Source organism: Anaerotruncus massiliensis (ex Togo et al. 2026) (genome assembly GCF_900199635.1).
GTDB classification, from domain to species: domain Bacteria; phylum Bacillota; class Clostridia; order Oscillospirales; family Ruminococcaceae; genus Anaerotruncus; species Anaerotruncus massiliensis.
Window position 1 is genome coordinate 465,784 of sequence record NZ_LT962687.1, and the last position, 23,000, is coordinate 488,783.

Annotated in this window: 18 protein-coding genes; 14 read left to right on the plus strand and 4 right to left on the minus strand. The window is 64.3% G+C overall.

Translation table 11 applies throughout. The features are described 5' to 3' along the window. Window positions 1-682: 682 nt before the first annotated feature. The 3 genes from C1A13_RS02760 to mtaB are packed head-to-tail and all read right to left on the minus strand — an operon-like array spanning window position 683 to window position 6,310. Window positions 683-4,393 (minus strand): phosphoribosylformylglycinamidine synthase, encoded by a 3,711-nt coding sequence (locus C1A13_RS02760; protein ID WP_101548858.1) that lies wholly within the window; start codon window positions 4,391-4,393, stop codon window positions 683-685. Window positions 4,394-4,412: 19 nt separating this feature from the next. Further along, the gene (locus C1A13_RS02765) at window positions 4,413-4,982 is read right to left on the minus strand and encodes a hypothetical protein (protein ID WP_101548860.1); all 570 of its coding nucleotides are present in this window, start codon (window positions 4,980-4,982) and stop codon (window positions 4,413-4,415) included. Beyond that, complete coding sequence (gene mtaB, locus C1A13_RS02770; RefSeq protein ID WP_101548862.1) at window positions 4,979-6,310, minus strand: tRNA (N(6)-L-threonylcarbamoyladenosine(37)-C(2))-methylthiotransferase MtaB; 1,332 nt, start codon at window positions 6,308-6,310, stop codon at window positions 4,979-4,981. The genes C1A13_RS02765 and mtaB overlap by 4 nt, the downstream gene beginning before the upstream one ends. Before the next feature lie 203 nt (window positions 6,311-6,513). Between mtaB and C1A13_RS02775 the strand changes: the two genes are divergently transcribed. The 12 genes from C1A13_RS02775 to C1A13_RS02830 all read left to right on the plus strand — a co-directional run bounded on the left by C1A13_RS02775 (window position 6,514) and on the right by C1A13_RS02830 (window position 20,423). Continuing rightward, on the plus strand, window positions 6,514-6,747 hold the full coding sequence (locus tag C1A13_RS02775; protein ID WP_101548864.1) for an HPr family phosphocarrier protein: 234 nt from the start codon (window positions 6,514-6,516) through the stop codon (window positions 6,745-6,747). A 1,392-nt stretch (window positions 6,748-8,139) separates the two neighbouring features. Further along, on the plus strand, window positions 8,140-9,315 hold the full coding sequence (locus tag C1A13_RS02780; RefSeq protein ID WP_101548866.1) for a D-alanyl-D-alanine carboxypeptidase family protein: 1,176 nt from the start codon (window positions 8,140-8,142) through the stop codon (window positions 9,313-9,315). Between the two features lie 165 nt (window positions 9,316-9,480). Then, a complete protein-coding gene (locus C1A13_RS02785) occupies window positions 9,481-10,818 on the plus strand; it encodes a glucose-6-phosphate isomerase (RefSeq protein ID WP_101548868.1) in 1,338 nt (445 codons plus the stop codon). Window positions 10,819-10,862: 44 nt separating this feature from the next. After that, window positions 10,863-11,273, plus strand: a complete 411-nt coding sequence (locus C1A13_RS02790) for a hypothetical protein (protein ID WP_101548870.1) — start codon at window positions 10,863-10,865, stop codon at window positions 11,271-11,273. A gap of 153 nt (window positions 11,274-11,426) precedes the next feature. Continuing rightward, window positions 11,427-12,215, plus strand: coding sequence for a hypothetical protein (locus tag C1A13_RS02795; protein ID WP_101548872.1), 789 nt, complete (start codon window positions 11,427-11,429; stop codon window positions 12,213-12,215). Between the two features lie 1,281 nt (window positions 12,216-13,496). Further along, the gene (locus C1A13_RS02800) at window positions 13,497-15,050 is read left to right on the plus strand and encodes an acyl CoA:acetate/3-ketoacid CoA transferase (RefSeq protein ID WP_101548874.1); all 1,554 of its coding nucleotides are present in this window, start codon (window positions 13,497-13,499) and stop codon (window positions 15,048-15,050) included. Between the two features lie 126 nt (window positions 15,051-15,176). Further along, complete coding sequence (locus tag C1A13_RS02805; RefSeq protein WP_101548876.1) at window positions 15,177-15,674, plus strand: YceD family protein; 498 nt, start codon at window positions 15,177-15,179, stop codon at window positions 15,672-15,674. 80 nt (window positions 15,675-15,754) lie between these two features. Then, window positions 15,755-15,937 (plus strand): 50S ribosomal protein L32, encoded by a 183-nt coding sequence (gene rpmF / locus C1A13_RS02810; RefSeq protein WP_101548878.1) that lies wholly within the window; start codon window positions 15,755-15,757, stop codon window positions 15,935-15,937. Window positions 15,938-16,013: 76 nt separating this feature from the next. Continuing rightward, window positions 16,014-17,345, plus strand: a complete 1,332-nt coding sequence (locus C1A13_RS02815) for a DUF512 domain-containing protein (protein ID WP_101548880.1) — start codon at window positions 16,014-16,016, stop codon at window positions 17,343-17,345. A 1-nt stretch (window position 17,346) separates the two neighbouring features. Further along, window positions 17,347-18,675 carry a ribosome biogenesis GTPase Der gene (gene der / locus C1A13_RS02820; RefSeq protein ID WP_101548882.1) on the plus strand — a complete coding sequence of 443 codons (1,329 nt, stop codon included), beginning with the start codon at window positions 17,347-17,349 and terminating at the stop codon, window positions 18,673-18,675. 32 nt (window positions 18,676-18,707) lie between these two features. Beyond that, entirely contained in the window at window positions 18,708-19,367 is a 660-nt protein-coding gene (gene plsY / locus C1A13_RS02825) for a glycerol-3-phosphate 1-O-acyltransferase PlsY (protein ID WP_101548884.1), read from the plus strand. Window positions 19,368-19,409: 42 nt separating this feature from the next. Beyond that, window positions 19,410-20,423 carry an NAD(P)H-dependent glycerol-3-phosphate dehydrogenase gene (locus C1A13_RS02830; protein WP_101548886.1) on the plus strand — a complete coding sequence of 338 codons (1,014 nt, stop codon included), beginning with the start codon at window positions 19,410-19,412 and terminating at the stop codon, window positions 20,421-20,423. A gap of 724 nt (window positions 20,424-21,147) precedes the next feature. Here the strand turns inward: C1A13_RS02830 and rpmB are convergent. After that, entirely contained in the window at window positions 21,148-21,336 is a 189-nt protein-coding gene (gene rpmB, locus C1A13_RS02835; RefSeq protein WP_101548888.1) for a 50S ribosomal protein L28, read from the minus strand. Window positions 21,337-21,573: 237 nt separating this feature from the next. Between rpmB and C1A13_RS02840 the strand changes: the two genes are divergently transcribed. Then, a complete protein-coding gene (locus C1A13_RS02840) occupies window positions 21,574-22,239 on the plus strand; it encodes a site-2 protease family protein (protein WP_101548890.1) in 666 nt (221 codons plus the stop codon). After that, window positions 22,236-22,979, plus strand: coding sequence for a segregation and condensation protein A (locus tag C1A13_RS02845; protein WP_242970805.1), 744 nt, complete (start codon window positions 22,236-22,238; stop codon window positions 22,977-22,979). The genes C1A13_RS02840 and C1A13_RS02845 overlap by 4 nt, the downstream gene beginning before the upstream one ends. The last annotated feature ends 21 nt before the right edge of the window (window positions 22,980-23,000 follow it).

Here is a 23,000-nt window from a genome sequence, read left to right on the forward strand (position 1 = left end):
GGCGCACGTCAGTTGCGGCCCCTGACCGCAACTGCCCCCGCGTTTGGACAAGCCAAAGCGCGTGCTGCGGCACTTGTCGTTGGGAGTATGCCTCCCCGTGCGCACGCCCGGTACGGCTCCTGGGGCTCTCGGGCAGAGGCGTTGCGCCTGCGGCGCGGCGGCTGATGGGTTGCTGTAGACTGGTCCTTCGATCCGTGGTGCGGGGCCGCGACCTTTAAGGCCGCAGGCCGTCGCGGCCTGGGGGTCAAGGATTTGGCCGTAGGCCAACCTTATAGAGAATCCGGCCCGCAGGGCCGGGTCCGCGTAGCGGACTCAAGCCGGGGGCGCGGGGCGGAGCGCCCGCGACTGCGGTCCGCAGACCGCGTTTCGGAGGCCAACCGCCGAAGGCGGCTCTTAGGCGGAGATCGGCCGTCGCGCATAGCGCGCTCCGGGCGCAGCCCAGGCAGGCCGCTTCAAGCCCCCTGCGGTTTCTTTTCCCCATTTCTTGTCCGTACAAGAAATGGGGCCGCCCGCCGGGGCGGGACCCGGCAGGCTCCGCCGCTCCCCGAGCGGCAAACCTAAGAAGGCCCCCTGTCGGCGGGTAGCCGACAAGCCCTCCGGCCCTCGGGCGGAAAACCTAAGAAGCGCCGCCGGTCGACTACCGGCAAGCCCCGCCGCTCCCCGAGCGGCAAGCAACAGAAAATCAGCGGAAGTATCTTACCGCATTGCCGAAGAGGTCTTGGAAGCAGTTGCCGCCGACATTCTTATAGAGCCCGTCGACATACCGCTCGGTGTGCCCCATCTTTCCGAAGACGCGGCCGTCGGGGGAGGTGATGCCCTCGATGGCGCAGTAGGAGTTGTTGGGATTGAAGCGGATATCCCCGGTCGGATTGCCGTCGAGGTCGACGTACTGGGTGGCGATCTGGCCGTTTTCGGCGAGCCGGTCGATGAGCGCCTGCGGCGCGACGAACCGTCCTTCGCCGTGGGAGATTGCGATCGTGTGGATGTCGCCCGGCTTCATGTCGGCGAGCCAGGGGGACTTGTTGGAGGCGACGCGGGTGCGCACCAGCATGCTCTGGTGGCGGCCGACCGAGTTATAGGTCAGGGTCGCGCAGCTTTCATCCATGTCGCGGATTTCGCCGTAGGGGACGAGCCCGAGCTTGACGAGCGCCTGGAAGCCGTTGCAGATGCCCAGCATGAGGCCGTCGCGGTTTTTGAGGAGCTCGTGGACCGCGTCGCGGATGCGCGGGTTGCGCAGGAAGGAGATGATGAACTTGGCCGAGCCGTCCGGCTCGTCGCCGCCCGAGAAGCCGCCCGGCAGCGCGATGATCTGCGACCGCGCGATTGTGTCCGCGAAGGCCGCGACGCTTTCGGCGATGTCGGCGGCGGAGAGGTTGCGCACGACGAAGACCTCCGCGTCGGCGCCGGCGCGCTCAAAGGCACGTGCGGTGTCGTACTCGCAGTTGGTGCCGGGGAAGACGGGGATGAGCACCCGCGGGCGGGCGGTTTTTACCGACGCGGTAAGTTTGCCCCTCGATTCATAGTTGTATGCGGGCACGGGGCCGTCGCTGCTCGGAGAGAGATAGGGGAATACTTTTTGTAATTTATCCTCCCAGCTATCCTGAATGTCATCGAGCGGGATGAGGTCGAAGCCGTAGCGGATGGCATAGGCGGGGGAGACGGAACCGATGCAGGGCAGGCCGGCGATCGGCTCGGACGCCTCGATAAGGAATCCGCCGTAGAGCGGCTCGAAGAGGGCCGCGTCGTCGAAGGTGGCGGAGAAGTCGAAGCCGAGCCCGTTGCCGAAGCACATCTTGGTGACGCCCTCGCAGACGCCGCCGTACCCGATTGCCCAGACGGAGACCGCCTCCTTTTCGGCGACCAGCCGCTCCACCTCGTCGAAGACCGCCTTGACGCTCTCAAATTTGGGGAGCTGGTTCTCGTCGTAGGCGGGCGCGATCAGGTAGACCTTGTGGCCCGCCTCCTTGAACTCGGGGGAGATGATGTTCCCGGTTTTGGCCACCGAGACGGCGAAGGAGACGAGGGTGGGCGGCACGTCGATCTCCTCAAAGGTGCCGGACATCGAGTCCTTGCCGCCGATCGAGCCGATGCCGAGGCCGAGCTGGGCCTCGAGCGCGCCGAGCAGGGCGGCCATCGGCTTGCCCCAGCGCCTGGGGTCGTTCTTGGTGCGCTCGAAGTACTCCTGGAAGGTGAGCCAGCATTTGTGATAACTGCCGCCCGCGGCGACCACCTTGGCGACCGATTCGACCACCGCGCAGACCGCGCCGTGGTAGGGGCTGGCGGCCGAGCGGTCGGGGTTGAAGCCCCAGCCCATCAGCGAGGCGGTCGTCGTCTCGCCGTGCAGGACGGGGATTTTCGCGGCCATCGCCTGCGCGGGGGTGAGCTGGCGCACGCCGCCGAAGGGCAGCAGCACGGTGCCTGCGCCGATCGTCGAGTCGAACCGCTCGACCAGCCCCTTCTGGGAGCAGACGTTGAGGTTTTCCATCATCGCGGTCCACTTTTCCTTCATCGGGGCGGTGGAACGCAGCCGCTCGAACTCGCGCGGGGCGGTGATCTCCACGTCGGTGTATTTGACCGCGCCGTTGGAGTTGAGGAACGCGCGGGAGAGGTCGACGATCCGCCGCCCGTTCCACTCCATCACGAGACGGGGTTCGGCGGTCACCTCGGCGACGACGGTGGCCTCGAGGTTTTCCGCGTGGGCGCGGCCGATGAATTGATCCACGTTTTCCGGCGCGACGACGACGGCCATGCGCTCCTGCGATTCGGAGATCGCCAGCTCGGTGCCGTCGAGGCCGTCGTACTTCTTGGGGACCGCGTCGAGGTTGATGCGCAGGCCGTCGGCCAATTCGCCGATCGCCACCGACACGCCGCCCGCGCCGAAGTCGTTGCAGCGGCGGATCATGCGGGTCACCTCCCCGTCGCGGAAGAGGCGCTGGAGCTTGCGCTCGATGGGCGGATTGCCCTTCTGCACCTCCGCGCCGCAGCTCTCGAGCGAGGAGAGGGTGTGGCTCTTGGAGGAGCCGGTCGCGCCGCCGCAGCCGTCCCGGCCGGTACGCCCGCCGAGCAGGATGACGATGTCGCCCGGATCGGGACGGTCGCGCACCACGTGGTCGGCGGGCGTCGCGCCCACCACGGCGCCGATCTCCATCCGCTTGGCCGCGTAGCCGGGGTGGTAGACCTCCGCCACATGCCCGGTCGCGAGCCCGATCTGGTTGCCGTAGGAGGAGTAGCCCGCCGCGGCCGTCGTCGTGATCTTGCGCTGGGGGAGCTTGCCCTTCATCGTCTCGGAGAGGGGAACCGTCGGGTCGGCCGCGCCCGTCACGCGCATCGCCTGATAGACATAGCTGCGCCCCGAGAGCGGGTCGCGGATCGCGCCGCCCAGACAGGTGGCCGCGCCGCCGAACGGCTCGATCTCGGTCGGGTGGTTGTGCGTCTCGTTTTTAAACATGAGCAGCCAGTCCTGCTCCCCGCCGTCCACATTCACCTTGATTTTCACCGAGCAGGCGTTGATCTCCTCGCTCTCGTCGAGGTCGGGGAGCTTCCCCTCCGCCTTAAGCGCCTTCGCGCCGATCACCGCGAGGTCCATCAGCGTCATCGGCTTCTCTTTCCCGGCATAGAGCTTGTCCCGCAGGGCGAGGTATTTTTCAAAGCTCTTTTTGATGTAGGGGGTCTCGACCTTCACGTTTTTCAGGTTGGTGAGGAAGGTCGTGTGGCGGCAGTGGTCCGACCAGTAGGTGTCGATCATGCGGATCTCGGTGATGGTCGGGTCGCGGCGCTCGGTGTTTTTAAAGTAGTCCTGGCAGAAGGCGATGTCGTCGGTGTCCATCGCGAGCCCGTAGCGGGAGACGAAGTCCGCAAGCCCCGCCGCGTCGAGCGCGGTGAAGCCGTCGAGTGTTTCCACCGTCGTGGGGATGTCGTATTTGACGTCGAGCGTTTCGGGCAGCTCGAGCGACGCGAGGCGGCTTTCCACCGGGTTGACGAGATAGTTCTTGACCGCGTCGAGCGCGTCCGCCGGGATGCCGCCCGAGAGGATGTACACCCGCGCGGAACGCACGATCGGCTGTTCCTTGGAGGTGGCGAGGGAGATGCACTGGGCGCAGGAATCGGCGCGCTGGTCGAACTGGCCGGGCAGGTACTCGACCGCGAAGACCTCTTCGCCCGGCGCGGCGGGGGGGAGCTCGTCGTAGGTCACGTCGACCTGCGGCTCGGAAAAGATCGTGCCGCGCGCGGCGTCGAAGTCGGCCCGGTCGATCCCTTCAACGTCGTAGCGATTGAGGATGCGCACGCCCTTGACGCAGTCGAGCATCAGCACGGTGCGCAGGTCGCTGAGGACTCCGGCCGCCTCCACGGCAAACTCCGGTTTTTTCTCCACGTAGATTCGGTAAACGCTCATTGGTGCTCCTCCAGATCGTTTATTTTGTAATACGGCGGTATTCAATGGGGGAAGGCACGCCCACCAGGACGCGGCCCGCCTTCTCCAGAATCTCTGTGACAAGCAGGACCTCGGGGCCGATCCACTCCTCCAGCGTGAGGGTGGTGTCGGCGGAAAGCCGGCTGACGCACCGGCCGTAAAAAACGCCCCGCTCATCCTCCTGATAGACGAGGGGAGTGAACGTCTCCGAACGGGAAAGCCCGCGGTAGTCAAAGCGCAGGGCGGGGTTGCCGTTGACAAGCTCCGCGCGGGGAAGGTCCTTCGGCAGGTCGTAGGAGTCGAGTTTGACGCGCCCGGGCGCGTCGGAGGAGAAGAAAAACAGGTGCGGCATCGCGTTGGTCCGGCCGTCCCGGGTGTAATAGCTCTCCTCCAGCACGAAAAAGCCGCCGGGGTCCGCGGGCAGGTGGTCGACCCTGCCGTTGACGTTGCGGCTGACGTGCCGCGCGGCGGGGTGGGTGACCTTCCCGGCCGCCTGCTGGGCGGCGATCTGCGCGGAGTTGTCGAAGTCCCCGGTGAGGCAGCTTTCAAAGCGTTTGAGGGTATCGTTCATAGGGCGCCTTCTTTCTGATTGACAGCGGTGGGTGGTTGGGACGGGAGCTCCCCTTCGCACCAGTCCCCGTGCGCGGAAACGATTCGCACCTCCCGGATGCTCCCGGCGAGCGGCTCGTCCGCGCGCACCCGCACGGGGGTGTAGTTGGGGGTGTAGCCCTCCTGCATCCCGTCCGCGGTCCGGCTCTCGAAGAGGACGGGCTGCCTGCTCCCCACCTGCGCGGCGAGGAAGGCGGCGCGGGTGCGCAGGGTGGTCTCGATCATCCGGGCCGAGCGGGCCTCCTTGACGGCGCGGGGCACCTGACCGGGCATGTCCGCGGCGTGGGTGCCGGGCCGGCGGGAGTAGGCGAAGACGTGCGCCTTGGCGAGCGCGATCTCCTCCGCGAAGGCGAGCGACTGCGCGAACTCCGCCTCGTCCTCGCCGGGGAAGCCGACCATGATGTCGGTCGTGACGGCACAGTTGTCGAAATGCCGCCGCAGGCTCCCGGCGATGCGGGCATATTCGACGGCGTCGTAATGGCGGTTCATGCGTTTGAGGGTCGCGTCGCAGCCGCTCTGGAGGGAGAGATGGAACTGGGGGCAGAGCTTCGGCTGGCGGGACATCCGCTCGATATCTCCGTCGGTGAGCAGCTCGGGCTCGAGGGAGCCCAGCCGCACCCGCTCGATCCCCTCGACCGAGCAGGCGAGCTCGACCGCGTCGATCAGCCGCAGGCCGAGGTCCTTTCCGTAGCAGGAGAGGTTGATGCCCACGAGCACCGCCTCCCGGTAGCCCGCCTTCGCGAGCCCCTCGAGCTCGGCGCGCAGCTCGTCCGGCTTTTTGGAGCGGACCGGCCCGCGCGCGGTGGGGATGATGCAGTAGGCGCAGTAGCGCTCGCACCCGTCCTCGATCTTGACGAACGCGCGGGTGCGTTCGGAAAACTGCTCGGCGCGCATCGGCTCGAAGGACTCCCCCCGCTCGTGCGGGCGGATGTCGACAATCCGCTCCCCGGTGACGCGGGCCCGCTCCACGAGCGCGGTGAGCCGTTCCCGGCCGCGCGCGCCGGTGACGACGTCCGCCTCGGGCAGACGGTCGGCGGCGTCGGGGAAGGCCTGGGGGTAGCAGCCGGTCAGCGCGACGACCGCGTCCGGGTTCTGCGACTTCAGATGGCGCAGCATCCGGCGGGTCTTCTGGTCGCCCGTCGCGGTGACGGTGCAGGAGTTGATCACATAGACGTCGGCAGGCTCCGTATGGGGGACGATCTCATAGCCAGCGGCGGAAAAAAGCTGCTCGAGAATCTGCGCTTCATATTGGTTCACTTTGCAGCCAAGGGTGTAAAAAGCGGCTTTCATTTATACACTCCGTCCAAAACAGGAATAATTTTCATGTGCAAGTTGCACAGTATCCAAAGGCGTTTTTTCCAATGATACACATATTATAATGAATTTTCGGAACAATTACAATTAGCAGTTGACTTAAAGAAACCCCGCTGATATAGTGAGAATGTAGTAAAAACATAAATTAGTAATATGTCAAGAAGAAGGAGGACATCGACATGAAATCTGTAGTCATCAAACTTGACACCATCAATGACGTGAAAAACTTCGTGAATACCGTTTCGAAATATGATTTCGACGTGGACCTTGTGTCCGGACGCTATGCCGTCGACGCGAAATCCATCATGGGAATCTTTTCCCTCGATCTCGCCAAGCCGATCAAGATGGAGATCTACGCCGACAACTGCCCGGAGTTTTTGAAGGAAGTCAAGGGCTTCATTGTGGAAGCATAGGACTGCGAATGCAAAAGGCGCACCTTTGGGGTGCGCCTTTTTTTGTTGGTTTGCCGTCCCCTGCGGAGCCTTGGAGCTGCCGCGCTGCGCCCGGCGGGGCTTTAGATGCGCTCCTCGCCTGCGGCGAGCGCCGCAGAGCGGCGACGCGCATTCAAAGAGGGCCACAGGCGCCACTTGTCCCTTCGGGACAAATGGTGTCCCCATTCGGGCTGTCGCTTCGCGACCCCTTTGGATTCCCCGTAGGGAGTCGCCATGCGACCCGGCCCTGCGGGCCGGAACCCTAAGCGGAGCCGCCCGTGGGCGGCAAGAATGACGAGCGCGTTCCGCCGCGCACCACGGGTTCCTTTTCGGACGGACGAAAAGAACCCAAAAGTCCGCCTAAGAACCCTCCACCTTGGGCGGCCTGCCCGGGCTGCGCCCGGAGCGCGCTACGCGCGACGGCCGATCTCCGGCCTAAGAGCCGCCTTCGGCGGTTGGCCTCCGAAACGCGGTCTGCGGACCGCAGTCGCGGGCGCTCCGCCCCGCGACCCCGGCTTGAGTCCGCTGCGCGGACCCGGCCCCATGAGCCGGAACTCTAAGCGGGATCTCCGGGAGTACCTTGCCATAACCCGCAGACTACCGTCACTCCCCACGGGTACACCAGCTGAAGGCTCAATTCGGGTTGCGGGCGCACCCAACGACTGAGGCCGGAAGGCTCGCCGGGGACGCACGGCGGAAAACAACGCCCGTTCCGGGCGTTCGCGCACTCTGCGCGCGTGCGCGGCGTAGCCGCGCAGTTTTCCGCCTCCCCGTGGGACATGCGAGCGAAATTAAAGCGGCCGTGCCTCCCCCAAGCGCACTCCCGATACGGTTCCGGAGGCTCGCCGGCAGAGGCATTGCGCCCGCGGCGCGGCGGCGGGCGGGATGCTGTAGGCTTGTCCGCTGATCCGTGGCAGGGCGCCGCCGACTTTGGCCGAAGGCCAACCGGAGGCGGCGCGGGGGTCAAGGGGGCATAGCCCCCTGCGGCTTCTTTCCCCCATTTCTTGTCCGTACAAGAAATGGGGCCGCCCGCCGGGGCGGGACCCGGCAACTACGCCGCTCGTCGAGCGGCAAATCCAAGACCGCTGCCGGTCGACTACCGACAAACTGCGCCGCTCGATGAGCGGATAATCTAAGACCGCTGCCGGTCGACTACCGACAACCTCCTCCGCTCGATGAGCGGATAATCTAAGACCGCTGCCGGTCGACTACCGACAAACTGCGCCGCTCGATGAGCGGCAAATCCAAGACCGCCGTCGGCCGGCCACCGACAACCTCCTCCGCTCACCGAGCGGCAAATCTAAGCCCCTCCGCAAATAAAACCCGGCGGCGCCGCATACACATGTACTAATTTGACAGGAGAGGTGTGCGGATATGAAGAAAAGGCTCGCGGCGGTTCTACTGAGCGTTTTGATATGCGTCCCGCTGTCGGCGGGGGTCTATGCGGAGGATTTACCGGACATGACCGCGCTTGAGACGGCGGCGCCGGTGGACAATTCCCTGCCGGCGAAATCGGCGATCCTGATCGAGCAGGAGAGCGGGCGGGTGCTCTTTGAGAAGAACGCGGATGAGGTGCTGCCTCCCGCGTCGATCACCAAGGTGATGACGCTGCTGCTCGTCATGGAGGCGCTCGACGAGGGGCGCATCTCAATCGACGACATGGTGACCTGCTCGGAACACGCCGAATCGATGGGCGGAAGCCAGATCTGGTTCAAGGCAGGGGAACAGATGACGGTCGACGACCTTTTGAAGGCGACCGCGATTTCGAGCGCCAACGACGCGTCGGTGGCGCTGGCGGAGATGATCGCGGGCAGCGAGGAGGCGTTCGTCGGCCTGATGAACGAGCGCGCCCAGCAGCTTGAGATGACCAATACCCACTTCGTCAACGCGACCGGGCTGGACGCGGAGGGGCATGTGACGACGGCGCGCGATATCGCGACGATGAGCCGGGAGCTGCTCAGGCATCCAAAGATCACCGAGTATTCGAGCGTGTGGATGTCGGAGCTGCGGGACGGCCAGACCCAGCTGGTCAACACGAACAAGCTCGTGCGGTTCTATGACGGCTGCACCGGGCTGAAAACGGGCACGACGAACGGCGCGGGCAGCTGCCTGTCGGCGAGCGCGACCCGCAAGGGGATGTCGCTCGTCGCGGTGACGCTCGGGAGCCCGACCTCGGCGGAGCGGTTCTCCGCCGCACGGGGACTGCTCGATTACGGTTTCGCCAACTACACCCGCGTCGAGCTGCCGCCGCTCGAGGGGCTGGACGCGGTGCCCGTGCGCCACGGCGTGGCGCAGGAGGTCTCGGTGCTGTCCGAAACGCCGGGCGCGGTGATCGTCAAGGCCTCCGACAAGGATGCGATCGAACAGCAGGCAGAGCTGCTCGAGGATGTGGAGGCCCCGGTCGAGGCGGGGCAGATGCTCGGGAAGGTGACGGTCCGGGTGGGGGAGAGCGTCCTCTGCGAATACAACCTCGTCGCGGCGGAGGGCGTGGAACGGATGACCTTCGGCAACGCGCTCAAGGAACTGCTCTGCCGGCTGGTCGCAATGTAAGGGGGTTTGACCGCCCGCGGCCGACATGGATTATTTTTGGAATTTTCATAAACCCGGCTTGAAATGGACCGTCAAATAGGGTACAATATGTGTAACAAAGAAGGATTCTGCACGACGTCGAATTGTGCGATTTGTACAATATCCAAGCGGAAAGGAAGACCTGAGATGGCAATGAAGTTGAACACCAGGTATCTCAAAAGTTTTGTGAACGAACATGAGCTCAAAGCGATCGAACCGCAGGTGCTGGCCGCGCACCGGACTTTGACGGAAAAATCCGGTTTGGGCAACGATTACCTCGGCTGGACCACCCTGCCGAAGGATTACGACCAGGAGGAGTTCTCCCGCATCAAGGCGGCGGCCGGAAAGATCCAGTCGGATACCGACCTGCTGCTCGTCATCGGCATCGGCGGCTCCTACCTCGGCGCGCGCGCCGCGCTCGAGCTGCTGCGCTCTCCCTATTACAACAACCTGAAAAAGGATACCCCCGACATTTACTTCGTCGGCAACAGCATCAGCCCCGATTATCTCAACACGGTGCTGGCCCTCTGCGAGGGCAGGCGCGTGTCGGTCAACATCATCTCCAAGTCCGGCACCACCACCGAGCCCGCGCTCGCGTTCCGGGTCTTCCGCGAGCTGCTTGAGCAGCGGTACGGAAAGGAGGAGGCCAGAGGCCGCATCTACGCCACCACCGACAAGGCGCGCGGCACCCTCAAGGAGCTCTCCGACCGCGAGGGCTACGAGACCTTCGTCATCCCCGACGACGTGGGCGGGCGCTATTCGGTGCTGACCGCCGTGGGCCTGCTGCCGATGGCGGTCGCGGGCATCGATATCGAAGCGGTGATGGGCGGCGCGGCCGCCGCGATGGACGATCTGGCCATCGGCGACCTGTGCAAAAACGACTGCTACAAGTACGCGGCCTACCGCAACATCCTCTATCGCAAGGGCAAGCAGATCGAACTTCTCGTCAGCTACGAGCCGGCGTTCACGATGATGAACGAGTGGTTCAAGCAGCTCTTCGGCGAGAGCGAGGGCAAGGACCAGAAGGGGCTCTTCCCGGCGTCGGTCGTCTTTTCCACCGACCTGCATTCGATGGGGCAATTTATCCAGGAAGGCAGCCGCTGCATGTTTGAAACGGTCGTGGACATCCAAAACTCCACAAAGGACTTCTTTGTCAAGGACGACCCGGAGAACCTTGACGGACTCAACTTCCTTTCCAACCAGAACATGTCGGTCGTCAACCACAAGGCGATGCAGGGGACCATCCTCGCGCACACCGAGGGCGGCGTGCCGAACATGGTGCTTGAGGTCCCCGAAATCAACGAGCATGAGTTCGGCTACATGGTCTATTTCTTCGAGAAGGCGTGCGCCATCAGCGGATACCTGCTGGCGGTGAACCCCTTCAACCAGCCGGGCGTCGAGAGCTACAAGAAAAACATGTTCGCGCTGCTCGGCAAGCCGGGCTATGAGGATCAGCGCGCGGAGCTCGAGGCGAAGCTGGGCTAACAGGACGTTTGGAAACCAAATTTCATATATTGGAGGAATTTCACATGATAAAGCTTATCGTAGGAAACAAAGGCTCCGGAAAAACCAAGCGGCTCATCGGCATGGTCAACGAAGCGGTGACGACTTCCAAGGGCAATGTGGTCTGCGTGGAAAAGGGCAATACCCTGACCTTTGACATCAGCCACCAGGCGCGCCTCATCGACATCGACGACTACGCCGTCAGCGGCTTCGACGCGTTCTATGGATTCTTCTGCGGCCTCTTCGCGGGCAACTACGACATCACGGAAGTGTTTGTCGACGCGACCTTCAAGGTCGGCGGCAAGGACTTTCAGGCGTTCGCCGTCATGGTCGATAAACTCGTAAAGCTGCTGGATCAGAATGGCGCCACGATGACCTTTACCGTCTCCTGCGACAAGACCGATCTGCCCGAGCGCATCCACCAATATATCATCTGATTCCGGCTCAGCCGGCGCCTTGCGGGAAGGAGGCAGCCGCATTCCTTCCCCGGCTCCCACATTTATCATGCGTACCAAACGGCCGCCTTTTTGGGCGGCCGTTTGTCACAGGAAGCCTGAAAACCATGTCTGAACGGAAAGGATGGCGGAGAGATGAAGAAATGTTTGGCATTGCTGCTCTGTACGGTTCTGGTGCTTTCCCTCGGGGGATTCACCGCCAAGGAGACGGCCGCCGTGGGAAACCCGGCGAAAATCTACCGGGAGGCGCTGGATAAAAGCCTTCAGGGAGACGCCGTGCAGGTCAACACGGCAATCGACACCGCCATGAAGGCGGGCGGCCTCACGATCAGCCTGCGCACCAACGCGACGATCCAGATGAAGGGGGAAGGGGACAGGACGCAGTTTTCGATCGTCATCTCGACGGCGCTGCCCGACGGAGAGGAGAAGCTTGGCTTCTATTATAAGGGCGGATACCTCTATTTGGACGGCGGCCCCGGCGCCAAGTTGAAAGTGCGCGCGCCGATGGAGGCGGCGGGCATGATCGTCAATGAATTCTGCACGCCGACGGCTCCCACCGATGCGCTGAAGAACGCGACCGTCAAGCAGGTGGACGGAAACACCGTGATCACCTATAAGGTCGGCGCGACCGAATTGCAGGCCGCGGCGGGCGACGTGCTGGCGGCGCTCCGGGATGCGCTGCGCGAGGAGGGCCTTACCAATGTCAAGCCCCTGGCGATCACCGGGAGCGTGACGATCGATAAGGACGGCAGGATCGCCGCCGACAGGGCCCAGGTCAAATTCTCAGCGGTGGTCGAGGGCCAGACCGCCGTCTGCACCTCGACGATGACCTCCACATACCCCGCGGTGGGCGAGGACTTTGCCGTGCAGTTCCCGGCGGACCTCGCCAGCTACCAGGAGATGAGCGATCTCCCGGCAGCATAAATCAGGATATGAAAGCGGCCGCCCGCAGGGCGGCCGCTTTTTGGGTTTGCTGCGCTGCGCCCGGCGGGGCTTTCACGTGCCCCTCCGGGGCGCTTTAGATGTGCAGCCTTTGGCGGCAGAAATTGCCGGGACCCGCCCCGGCGGCGGTTTTGGATTTGCCGCGCTGCGCCCGGCGAGGCTTTAGATGCGCTCCTCGCCTGCGGCGAGCGCCGCAGAGCGGCGACGCGCATTCAAAGAGGGCCACAGGCCCCCTTTGGATTCCCCGTAGGGAGTCGCCATGCGATCCGGCCCTGCGGGCCGGAACCCTAAGCGGAGCCGCCTTCGGCGGCGGAGATTGCCGGGTCCCGCCCCGGCGGGCGGGCCGACTTCTTGCGCGCCCAAGAAGTCGGCGGAAGAAAGGCGCTCAAGGGGGGCTTCAAGCGGCCTGCCCGGGCTACGCCCGGAGCGCGCTACGCGCGACGGCCGCTCAAAGGGCCTCGCCGGCCCTTTGGAACCCGCTTTGAGCCGCCTACGGCGGAATCTTTTGTAAGGAAGCAGGTCGCAAAGCTCGCCCCCCTTGAGAATCCCCCCACCGCTCACGTTCAGCCAGCCGCGGGTAGAAGGCCGGTGCCACTGCGCCCAACAATCCGGTTATCGGAAAGCTCGCCGGGGACGCACGGCGGAAAACAACGCCCGTCCCGGGCGTTCGCGCGCTCCGCGCGCGCGGGCGGCTGTACCGCCCGGTTTTCCGCCTCCCCGTGGGTGCTGCGCGCCACGCAAAAGCGGCCGTGCCTCTCCGGATGCACTTCCGATACGGTTCCGGAGACTCTCGGGCAGAGGCATTGCGCCCGCGGCGCGGCGGCTGGCGGGTTGCGGTACACTCGTCCGTTTATCCGTGGACGGGGCGCCGCCGACTTTGGCCGCAGGCCGACCGGAGGCGGCGCGGGGGTCAAGGGGGCGTAGCCCCCTGCGGCTTCTTTCCCCCATTTCTTGTCCGTACAAGAAATGGGGCCGCCCGCCGGGGCGGGACCCGGCAACTACGCCGATCACTGAGCGGCAAATCTAAGCCCGCTGTCGGTCGACTACCGACAAACTGCGCCGCTCGATGAGCGGCAAATCCAAGGCCGCCGTCGGTCGGCCACCGGCAAGCTACACCGTTCACTGAGCGGTAAACCTAAGAATGCCCCCGCCGGGCGCAGCGCGGCAATCCCTGCCGCTCGATGGGCGGCAAAAACAAAGAGGTTGCAACCGCGCCTCCGTTCAGGTACAATGGAGCGGTAACAACAGGAAGGGAGCCCCGCCATGTTCCAGATCATGACCCCGCAGGAGGCCGCCGCGCTTGTGCGCGACGGCGACACGATCGGCATCAACGCATTTTTGTCGCTGGCCAATCCCTCGCGCCTTCAGGACGCGCTGGCCGCGCGCCACGCCGAAAGCGGCCATCCGAACGGACTGACCCTCTACTGCGCGTCCGGCTTCGGCGGATGGGACGAGCGGCTGTGCGCCGATCCGTATATTGCGGCGGGCGCGGTCAAAAGCATCGTGGCGGGGCATTTCATGAGTATGCCGGCGGCGCTGCGGATGATCAGCGAGAACAAAATCGAGGGGTACAACATGCCGCTCGGCGTGATGGCGCAGATGCAGCGCGCAGCGGCGGGACGGCAGCCGGGGGTGTATACCCGGGTGGGGCTCAATCTCTTTGTCGACCCGAGGCTCGAGGGGCCCGGCCTCAACGAGCGGTCCAAGGAGACCTGGGTGAAGCTGGTCGAGGTGGACGGGGAGGAGCTGCTCTTCTACCGCGCGCCCAAATTCGACGTGGCGTTTATCCGCGGCACGGCCGCGGACCCCAACGGCAACATCACCTTTGACAAGGAGTGCGTCACCGCTGACGCGCTCTCGCTCGCGCAGGCGACCAAGGCGAACGGCGGCAGGGTGATCGTGCAGGTCGAAAGCCTGTCGCCCGTCTTCACCCGGCCGCGCAACGTCATCGTGCCGGGGGTGCTCGTCGACGCGGTGGTCGTCTGTCCCGACCAGCACCAGATCATCCAAACCGACTACAACCCATCCCTCTCGGGGGACATCCACGTGCCGCCCACCCATATGGACTACTGGATGGGCCGCCTGCGGCTGTCGGGCAAGCGGGGAGAGCAGGCGGCGAATCTCTCGCATGAGATCATCGGCGCACGCGCCGCGAAGGAGCTGCGGGCGGGCGACGTGGTCAATATCGGCATCGGCATCCCCGAGACGGTCGGCCCGGCCGCGGCGCGGCGCGGGCTGCTGGGCTCCCTGACCCTCACCGTCGAATCGGGCGGCATCGGCGGACTGCCCGCGCCGGGGCTCGCCTTCGGCGCGACGATCGGCGCGGACGTCATCACCGACACCTCCCAGCAGTTCGACTTCTACGACGGCGGCGGGCTGGACATCTGCTTCATGGGCGGCTTCGAGGTCGGCAGCGACGGCAGCGTCAACGCCCACCGGCTCCCCGGCCGCCCAGCGGGGATCGGGGGATTTGCGAACATCACCCAGTCGACCGGGCGGATCGTCTTCTGCGTCAACTTCACGGCGGGCGGCCTGGAGGTCGCGGTGGAGGACGGGAAGCTGCGCATCCTGCGGGAAGGGCGGGTGCGCAAGTTTGTCAAGGCGGTGCAGAGCGTGAGCTTTTCGGCGCTCAACGCCCGCCGCTCCGGCCAGCGGGTGCTCTATGTCACCGAGAGGTGCGTCTTCCGCCTGGGGGAGCGGGGGCTTGAGATCTGCGAGATCGCGCCGGGGGTCGACCTGCGCCGCGACATCCTCGACCTGCTCGATTTCGACGCCGCGGTCGCAACGGATCTGAAGACCATGGAAATTGCCCTGTAATTTGTCCGCGCACCCTTGACATTCGCGGATGGAACGGTTATAATAATCTTCGTGACATTTGCGGGGGCACTGCGCCCAAATCCGCAGATGCGAACCCCGAAAACGCGACCGAACGGAGTGTGACGCATGAAGGTCGATCTCTCCAAACTGTTCGACAACCCGGGCGAGACGCAGGAGTTTTCCGCAGCGCTGGATCTCGGGGACGTCAGGCGGTGGGGAAGCGGGCTGTTCCACCAGCCTGTCAGGATCGCCGGCATCGCGCGCAACCGCGCGGAAATCGTGGACGTCGGCTATACGGTGGATTTCGTGCTCGAGACGGTGTGCGACCGGTGTCTTACGCCGCTCACCAGGCCCGGGCATCAGGAATTCTCGCACACGGTGGTTTTATCCCTGAACCGTGAGGACAACGATGAGTATATAGTAATACCGGACGGCAAGCTCGATTTGGCGGAGCTCGCGACCTCCGATATTCTCCTCGAACTCCCCACCTCGATCCTGTGCGGCGACGACTGCAGGGGGCTCTGTCCCAAATGCGGCGCAAACCTCAACGAGGGGGAATGCGGCTGCGACCGAACCGAGCGGGACCCCAGGCTGGACAAACTGCGGGAACTGCTGAAGGACTAGCTTTGTAACAAAAGCGGCGCCTGCTCCGGCTCACAGGCGCGGGTACCGGTAACATAACAGATTGAAGGGGGTGCCACAAGATGGCAGTACCAAAGAGAAAATCCTCAAAAGCGCGCAAAAACAAGAGGCGTTCCAACGTTTGGAAACTGGATGCTCCCGCATTCTCGAAATGCACCCATTGCGGCGAGCTGAAGGCTCCCCATAAGGTTTGCCCCAACTGCGGTTACTACAAAGACAGGGAAGTAATCAAGGTCGAGGCGTAAGAGCCGAAAGCGATGTGCGACGGAGGTGGAAGTTTTCCACCTCTTTTTTCTTGTTTCCCGAAGGAGGAGCGCCCCTATGCCAGTTCTCATCCAGACCGTTGCCCCCGGGTCCCACGCCGCGCGCGCGGGCGTCCGCCCGGGCGACACGCTGCTCACGATCGGCGGCCGCCCCATCAACGACGTGCTCGACTACCGGTTCTACATGACCGACCGGCAGCTCGAGCTTTCGCTGCTGCGGGGAGGCGCGCCCTATTCGGTGCGCATCAAAAAGGCGGAGTACGACGACATCGGCCTCGATTTCGAGACCTACCTGATGGACAAACAGCACTCCTGCAAAAACAAGTGCGTCTTCTGCTTCATCGACCAGATGCCCCCCGGCATGCGCGAAAGCCTCTACTTCAAGGACGACGACAGCCGGCTTTCCTTCCTCTTCGGGAACTATATCACGCTCACCAACTTGACGGATGCGGATATTGACCGTATCATAGAGATGCACATCTCCCCCGTGAACGTGTCGGTCCACACGACCGACCCCGCGCTGCGGGTGGCGATGATGAAGAACCCCAACGCGGCCGGGTCGCTGCGCTACATCGAGCGGCTGGCGAAGGCGGGCATCCGCATCAACACCCAGCTCGTGCTCTGCCCCGGCTGGAACGACGGGGAGGCGCTTGCAAAAACGCTCGCCGATCTGGGCAAGCTATATCCGGGCGTGCAGAGCGTGGCCTGCGTGCCGGTGGGGCTGACCAAATACCGCGAGGGCCTGGCGGAGCTGCGGTCCTTCACCGCGGCGGAGGCGGGCGACACGATCGACCGCGTCGAGGCGTTCCAGCAAAGGATGCTGGAGGAGCACGGCGAGCGGGTGGCCTATCCGTCCGACGAGTTTTTCCTGCTGGCGGGACGCCCCATCCCGGCGGCGGGCTACTACGGCGAGTTCGCGCAGCTCGAGAACGGCGTGGGACTGCTCTCCCTGCTCGAGGACGAGTTTTCCGGCGCGTTTTCGGACGACGACGGGGAGGGGGTCGCGGAGGGCGCCTTCACGGTGGCCACCGGCAAGGCGGCCTGCCCGCTCATCTCGTCGCTGGCGCGGCGGGTGATGGACCGCTACCCGGACATCGACATCCGGGTGCGCGCGATCGAGAACCGCTTTTTCGGCGAAAAGATCACCGTCGCGGGGCTGGTGACAGGCGTTGATCTCGCCGAACAGCTCGGCGGGGAGGCGCTCGGCGACCGGTTGCTGCTGCCGTCGGCGATGCTGCGGCACGAGCGGGACAAATTTCTGGACGACATGACGCTCGAGGCGCTCGAAGAGGCGCTCGGCGTGCCGGTGCTGCCGGTTGACAACGACGGATACGAGCTCTACGCGGCCATGACCGGCCGCGCGGGCGTCTCCGTGGCAAAGGAGGAATAGCATGTCCAAACCGCTGATTGCGATCGTGGGCCGCCCCAACGTGGGGAAATCGACCCTCTTCAATAAACTGGCGGGCGCGCGCATCTCGATTGTGCAGGACACGCCCGGCGTGACGCGCGACCGCATCTATTACGAGTGCGAATGGCGCGGCAAAACGGTGATGCTGGTGGACACCGGCGGCATCGAGCCCTATTCGGACGACCAGATCCTCTCGCAGATGCGCCGGCAGGCGCAGCTCGCGATCGATTCGGCCGACGTGATCATCCTCGTGGTGGATATCCAGTCGGGCGTGACGGCGAACGACCAGGACGTGGCGGTCATGCTCCAGAAGAGCGGCAAGCCGGTGGTGCTGGCGGTCAACAAGGCCGACCGGCTCGGCGAGCCGCCGCCCGAGTTCTATGAATTCTACAACCTCGGCCTCGGGGACCCGATCCCGGTGTCCTCGGTGCACGGACACGGCACCGGCGACCTGCTCGACGCCTGCTATTCGCACATCGATTTCGAGGCGCAGGACTCCTACGATCCCGAATATGTCCGCGTGGCGGTCATCGGCAAGCCGAACGTCGGCAAGTCCTCCCTCATCAACCGCGTGGCCGGGGAGGAGCGGATGATCGTCTCCGACGTGGCGGGCACCACCCGCGACGCGACCGACACGGTCGTGGAAAACGAGTTCGGCAAATACGTCTTCATCGACACGGCGGGCATCCGCCGCAAATCGAAGGTCGACGAGGAGATCGAGCGATACAGCGTGTTGCGCGCCTACATGGCGGTCGACCGCAGCGACGTGTGCGTCATCATGCTCGACGCGACGGTCGGCTTCACCGAGCAGGACAGCAAGGTTGCCGGCTACGCGCACGAGCAGGGCAAGGGCTGCATCGTGGCGGTCAACAAGTGGGACGCCGTCGACAAGGACGGCCGCACGATGCAGGAGTACCGCAAAAAGCTCGAGAACGACTTCTCCTTCATGTCCTACGTGCCCTTCATCTTCATCTCCGCCAAGACGGGCCAGCGGATCGACAAGCTCTACGAGCTGATCAATTTCGTCAACGCCCAGAACGCGATGCGCGTCCCGACCGGGCGGCTCAACGACATGCTCTCCTACGCGACGGCGCGGGTGCAGCCCCCCACCGACAAGGGCAAGCGGCTGCGCATCTATTTCTGCACACAGGCCTCCACCCGGCCGCCGACCTTCGTCTTCTTCTGCAACGACAAGGAGCTCTTCCACTTCTCCTACCAGCGCTACCTCGAAAACCAGATCCGTTCCACCTTCGGGATGGAGGGGACTCCGGTGCGCATCGTGGTGCGCGAGCGGGACGACGGCAAGAAATGACCCGGCAAATAACGCTATGAGGGTGTGATGGAATGAATACGTTTACTCCCGGCTTCTGGATCGCCGCGGGCGCGGCCGCGCTGGCCGCCTACCTGATCGGCAGCGTGAGCTTCGCGGTGATCGTCTCCCGCATCGGCGCGCAGGACGACGTGCGCAATCACGGCAGCGGCAACGCGGGCATGACCAACATCCTGCGTAACTACGGCAAGAAGATGGCCGCCCTGACCGCCGTCGGGGACTTCGGGAAAGGGGTGGTGGCCGTCGCCCTCGGCCGGATCATCTTCCTGCTGCTGGGGGTCACCGCTGTCGACGGCGGGTACATAGCGGGCTTCTTCGCGCTGCTCGGCCACCTCTTCCCCCTCTACTTCGGCTTCAAGGGGGGCAAGGGGGTGCTCACCAGCCTGGGCGTCGTGCTCATGCTCAACTGGAAGGTCTTCCTGCTGCTGGTGGTGCTGCTCGTCCCGGTGGTCTTCATCGTCAAGATCGTCTCCCTCACCGTGATCATCGGCTATGTGCTTTTCCCCATCTTCACGGTGGCCGTCGACCATTTCACCGGCAGGCCCTTCGGCTTCGACCTGCTCTTCGCGCTGCTGCTCAGCGGGCTGGGTGCGTTTATGCACCGCGAGAACATCAAACGCCTCCTGAACGGCACCGAATACCGTTTCGGACAGGATAAAAACAAGCAGGGCTGACCTTCCGGCCGCCCCGCGCAACGTGTATAAGGAGGAACCGCCATGGCAAACATCCTCATCCTCGGGGCGGGCGGCTTCGGGACCGCGCTCGCCGTCCTGTGCGACAAGTGCGGGCACCGGGTCACCCTCTACTCCCCGTTCCAGCAGGAGATCGAGACCCTCTCCGCAGCACGGGAGCATAAAAAGCTGCTGCCCGGCGTGATCATTCCCGAATCGGTCGCGATGACCTGGCAGCTTCCCGCGCATTCGGACGCCGACCTGGTCATTGTCGCGACCCCTTCCTTCGCCGTACGCGGCGTCTGCGCCTCGGTAAAGGGGATCCTCTCCCCCGAGGCGGTCGTCTCCTGCGTGGCCAAGGGCTTTGAGCAGGAGTCGCTCAAGTCGCTGTCGGTCGTCATCGCGGAGGAACTGCCGCAGAACAGCGTCGTCATGATCTCCGGCCCCTCCCACGCGGAGGAGGTCGCGCGCGGCGTGCCCACGACGGTCGTGGCCGCCTCCCGCAGCCGCGCCGCCGCGGAGTTCGTGCAGGACACGCTGATGAACCCCACCCTGCGCATCTATGTCAACGACGATGTCACCGGCGTGGAGCTGGGCGGCGCGCTCAAAAACGTGATCGCGCTCGCCTCGGGCGCCTGCGACGGGCTGGGGCTCGGCGACAACGCCAAGGCCGCCCTCATGACCCGCGGGCTCACCGAGATCGCCCGCCTCGGCGTGGCGATGGGCGCCTCGACCGAGACGTTCGCCGGGCTCTCCGGCATGGGCGACCTGATCGTCACCTGCACCTCGATGCACTCCCGCAACCGCCGCGCCGGCATCCTGATCGGCAAGGGCCGCACCGCGCGGCAGGCGATCGACGAGGTCGGCATGACCGTCGAGGGCTATACCGCCACCAAATGCGCCTACGAGCTCTCCCGCAAGCGGGGCGTCGAGATGCCGATCATCGAGCAGGTTTACGCGGTGCTCTATGAGGGCCGCAGCCCCGACGAGGCGATCCGCAACCTCATGGACCGCCCCAAACGCCACGAGTCGGAGGTCATCTGGCTGCTCAGCCGCTGAGAGGTTTCTTTGATTTGCCGCGTTGCGCCCGGTGGGGCTTTTTTCGCGCCCCTCCGGGGCGCTTTAAGGGAGCCGCCTGCGGCGGCATAGATCGCCGGGACCCGCCCCGGCGGGCGGCCCCATTTCTTATGCGAACAAGAAATGGGGGAAAGAAGCCGCAGGGGGCTGCGCCCCCTTGACCCCCAAGCCGCGACGGCCTGCGGCCTTAAAGGTCGCGGCCCCGTATGACGGATCGAAGTACAAGCGTACAGCAGCCCATCAGCCGCCGCGCCGCGGGCGCAACGCCTCTTCCCGAGAGCCTCAGGAGCCGTGCCGGAGATGCGCACGGGGAGACACGGCCGTTGGGAGCGCCCGCAACCCGAATTGAGCCCTCAGCTAGTGTACCTGCGGGGAGTGACGGTAACCGGTGGGTACTGGCAAGGTGCTCCAGGGGATTCCTAAGGGGGCGGTGGAGCCCCCTTAGGCGGACTTTTGGTTCCTTTTCGTCCGTCCGAAAAGGAACCCGGGGTGCGCGTCGGAACGCGCTAGTAATTCTTGCCGCTTTTTAAGCGGCAATTCCCGTAAAAGCTCCGCCGCTCCCCGAGCGGCAAACCTAAGAAGCGCCGCCGGGCGCAGCGCGGCAAGCTCCACCGCTCAGCGAGCGGCAAGCTGCGCCGCTCGCTGAGCGGCAGAAACAAAAAAGCCCCCGCATAGCGGAGGCTTTTGCTTTTGCGTGGTCGAAGGATTACAGCGCGCGCTGAATCTTATCGGAACGCAGGCAGCGGGTGCAGGCATAGATGTGGCGGGGAGTTCCGTCGACGATCGCCTTGACACGCTGGACATTGGGTTTCCAAGCGCGGTTGGAACGCCTGTGCGAATGAGAAACCTTGATTCCGAAAGTAACACCTTTACCGCAGATATCGCATTTTGCCATGTTCTGCACCTCCTCTATCATAAGAAAGATTTTACACCTGTATTGTAGGTCAACGTTAGTATTCTACCAGATTCGGCCTTTAAATGCAAGTGGTTTTTCGCAAAATTTTCGGGGAAAAGGCATGAAAAGGGAATTGCCGGTAAATCCGCTTGTATTTCCACCCTGGAACAGGTATAATAAACGAGCGGACGCGGCGTTTGACGCAAAGCGCCGCCACATTTTCGACGGGAGAACGCCATGCTGAACTGGGACATGCAAAGCTTTATCGTCACGCTGATCGTGCTGATGACCTCGATGCCGGTGCATGAGTGCGCCCACGCGTGGGCGGCCTATAAGCTGGGGGACGACACCGCGAGCTTACAGGGACGGCTGAACCTCAACCCGCTCGCGCATCTCGACCCGATCGGTTCGGTCATGCTGCTGCTCACCCAGCGGTACGGCTGGGCAAAGCCCACCCCCGTCAACCCCCGCAATTTCACCCGTAAAATCACGATGCGGGGCGGCATGGCCGTCACCGCCCTGGCGGGTCCGGTGTCCAACCTGCTGCTGGGGCTCGCGCTGCTGCTCGTCAATAAATTGGCGGTGCTCGCGCTCGGTTACGCGGGCCAGACGGACGCCGCCGTGATCGTCAGCTATATCCTGCTCATGATGGTCACGATCAACGTGTCGCTGGCGATCTTCAACCTTCTGCCCGTCCCGCCGCTCGACGGCTACCGCATCCTGGCCTATTTTATCCCGGCCAAGTGGGAAGCGCGGATCGCACGGTACCAGCAGGTCATCTACATCGTCGTGCTGGTGGCGGTCTTCATGGGCGTGCTGAGCGTCCCGATGGGCTGGCTGACCCGCTGGATTCTCCGGTTCTTCGCCCTGATCACCCGGACACCCGAACTGCTTTACGTATGACGATGGAAAAACTGCTGTTTAAAACGGAGGAGTTTGAAGGCCCGCTCGACCTTTTGCTCTTCCTCATCCAAAAGCACAAGCTGGACATCTGCGACATCGAGATTTCCGCCCTGCTCGAGCAGTATCTGGCCCATATCCGCTCGCTGGAGGAACAGGACCTCGAGGTCGCCAGCGAGTTCCTCGAGATGGCCTCCCGGCTCGTCTACATCAAGACGGTCATGCTGCTGCCGCGGCACGAGGAGGAGGGGCTCCAGCTCAAAACCGAGCTCCAGGGAGAGCTGCTCGAATACCAGGTGTGCAGGCAGGTGGCGGCCCAGCTTGGGGCGCGCAACAGGATGCATCTGCAATTTGTGCGCGCGCCGGTGAAGATCGAGGCGGACAACACCTACCGCCTCACCCATCGGGCGGACGAGCTCTACGCCGCCTACCAGGACGCGGCCGGACGCGGCCGCCGGAGGCTGCCGCCCCCGGCGCAGGCGTTTTCGGGCATCGTGTCCCGGCGGGTGGTGTCGGTCGGAAGCCGCATCATCCACATTTTGAAATCCCTCTACCGCAGCGGACGCGCCTCCTACGAGAGCCTTTTCACGTCGAGCGGCGACCGCAGCGAGCTGGTCGCGACCTTTCTCGCGGTGCTCGAGCTGGTGAAGGCGCGCAGGATCACGGTGGAGGGGGACGAGGTGCGCTTCGACCGGTCGAAGCAGGAGCGCCGCGCGCCGGAGGGGGAACCTCCGGCGGTCTAGACTAACGCTGCCGCGGACGCG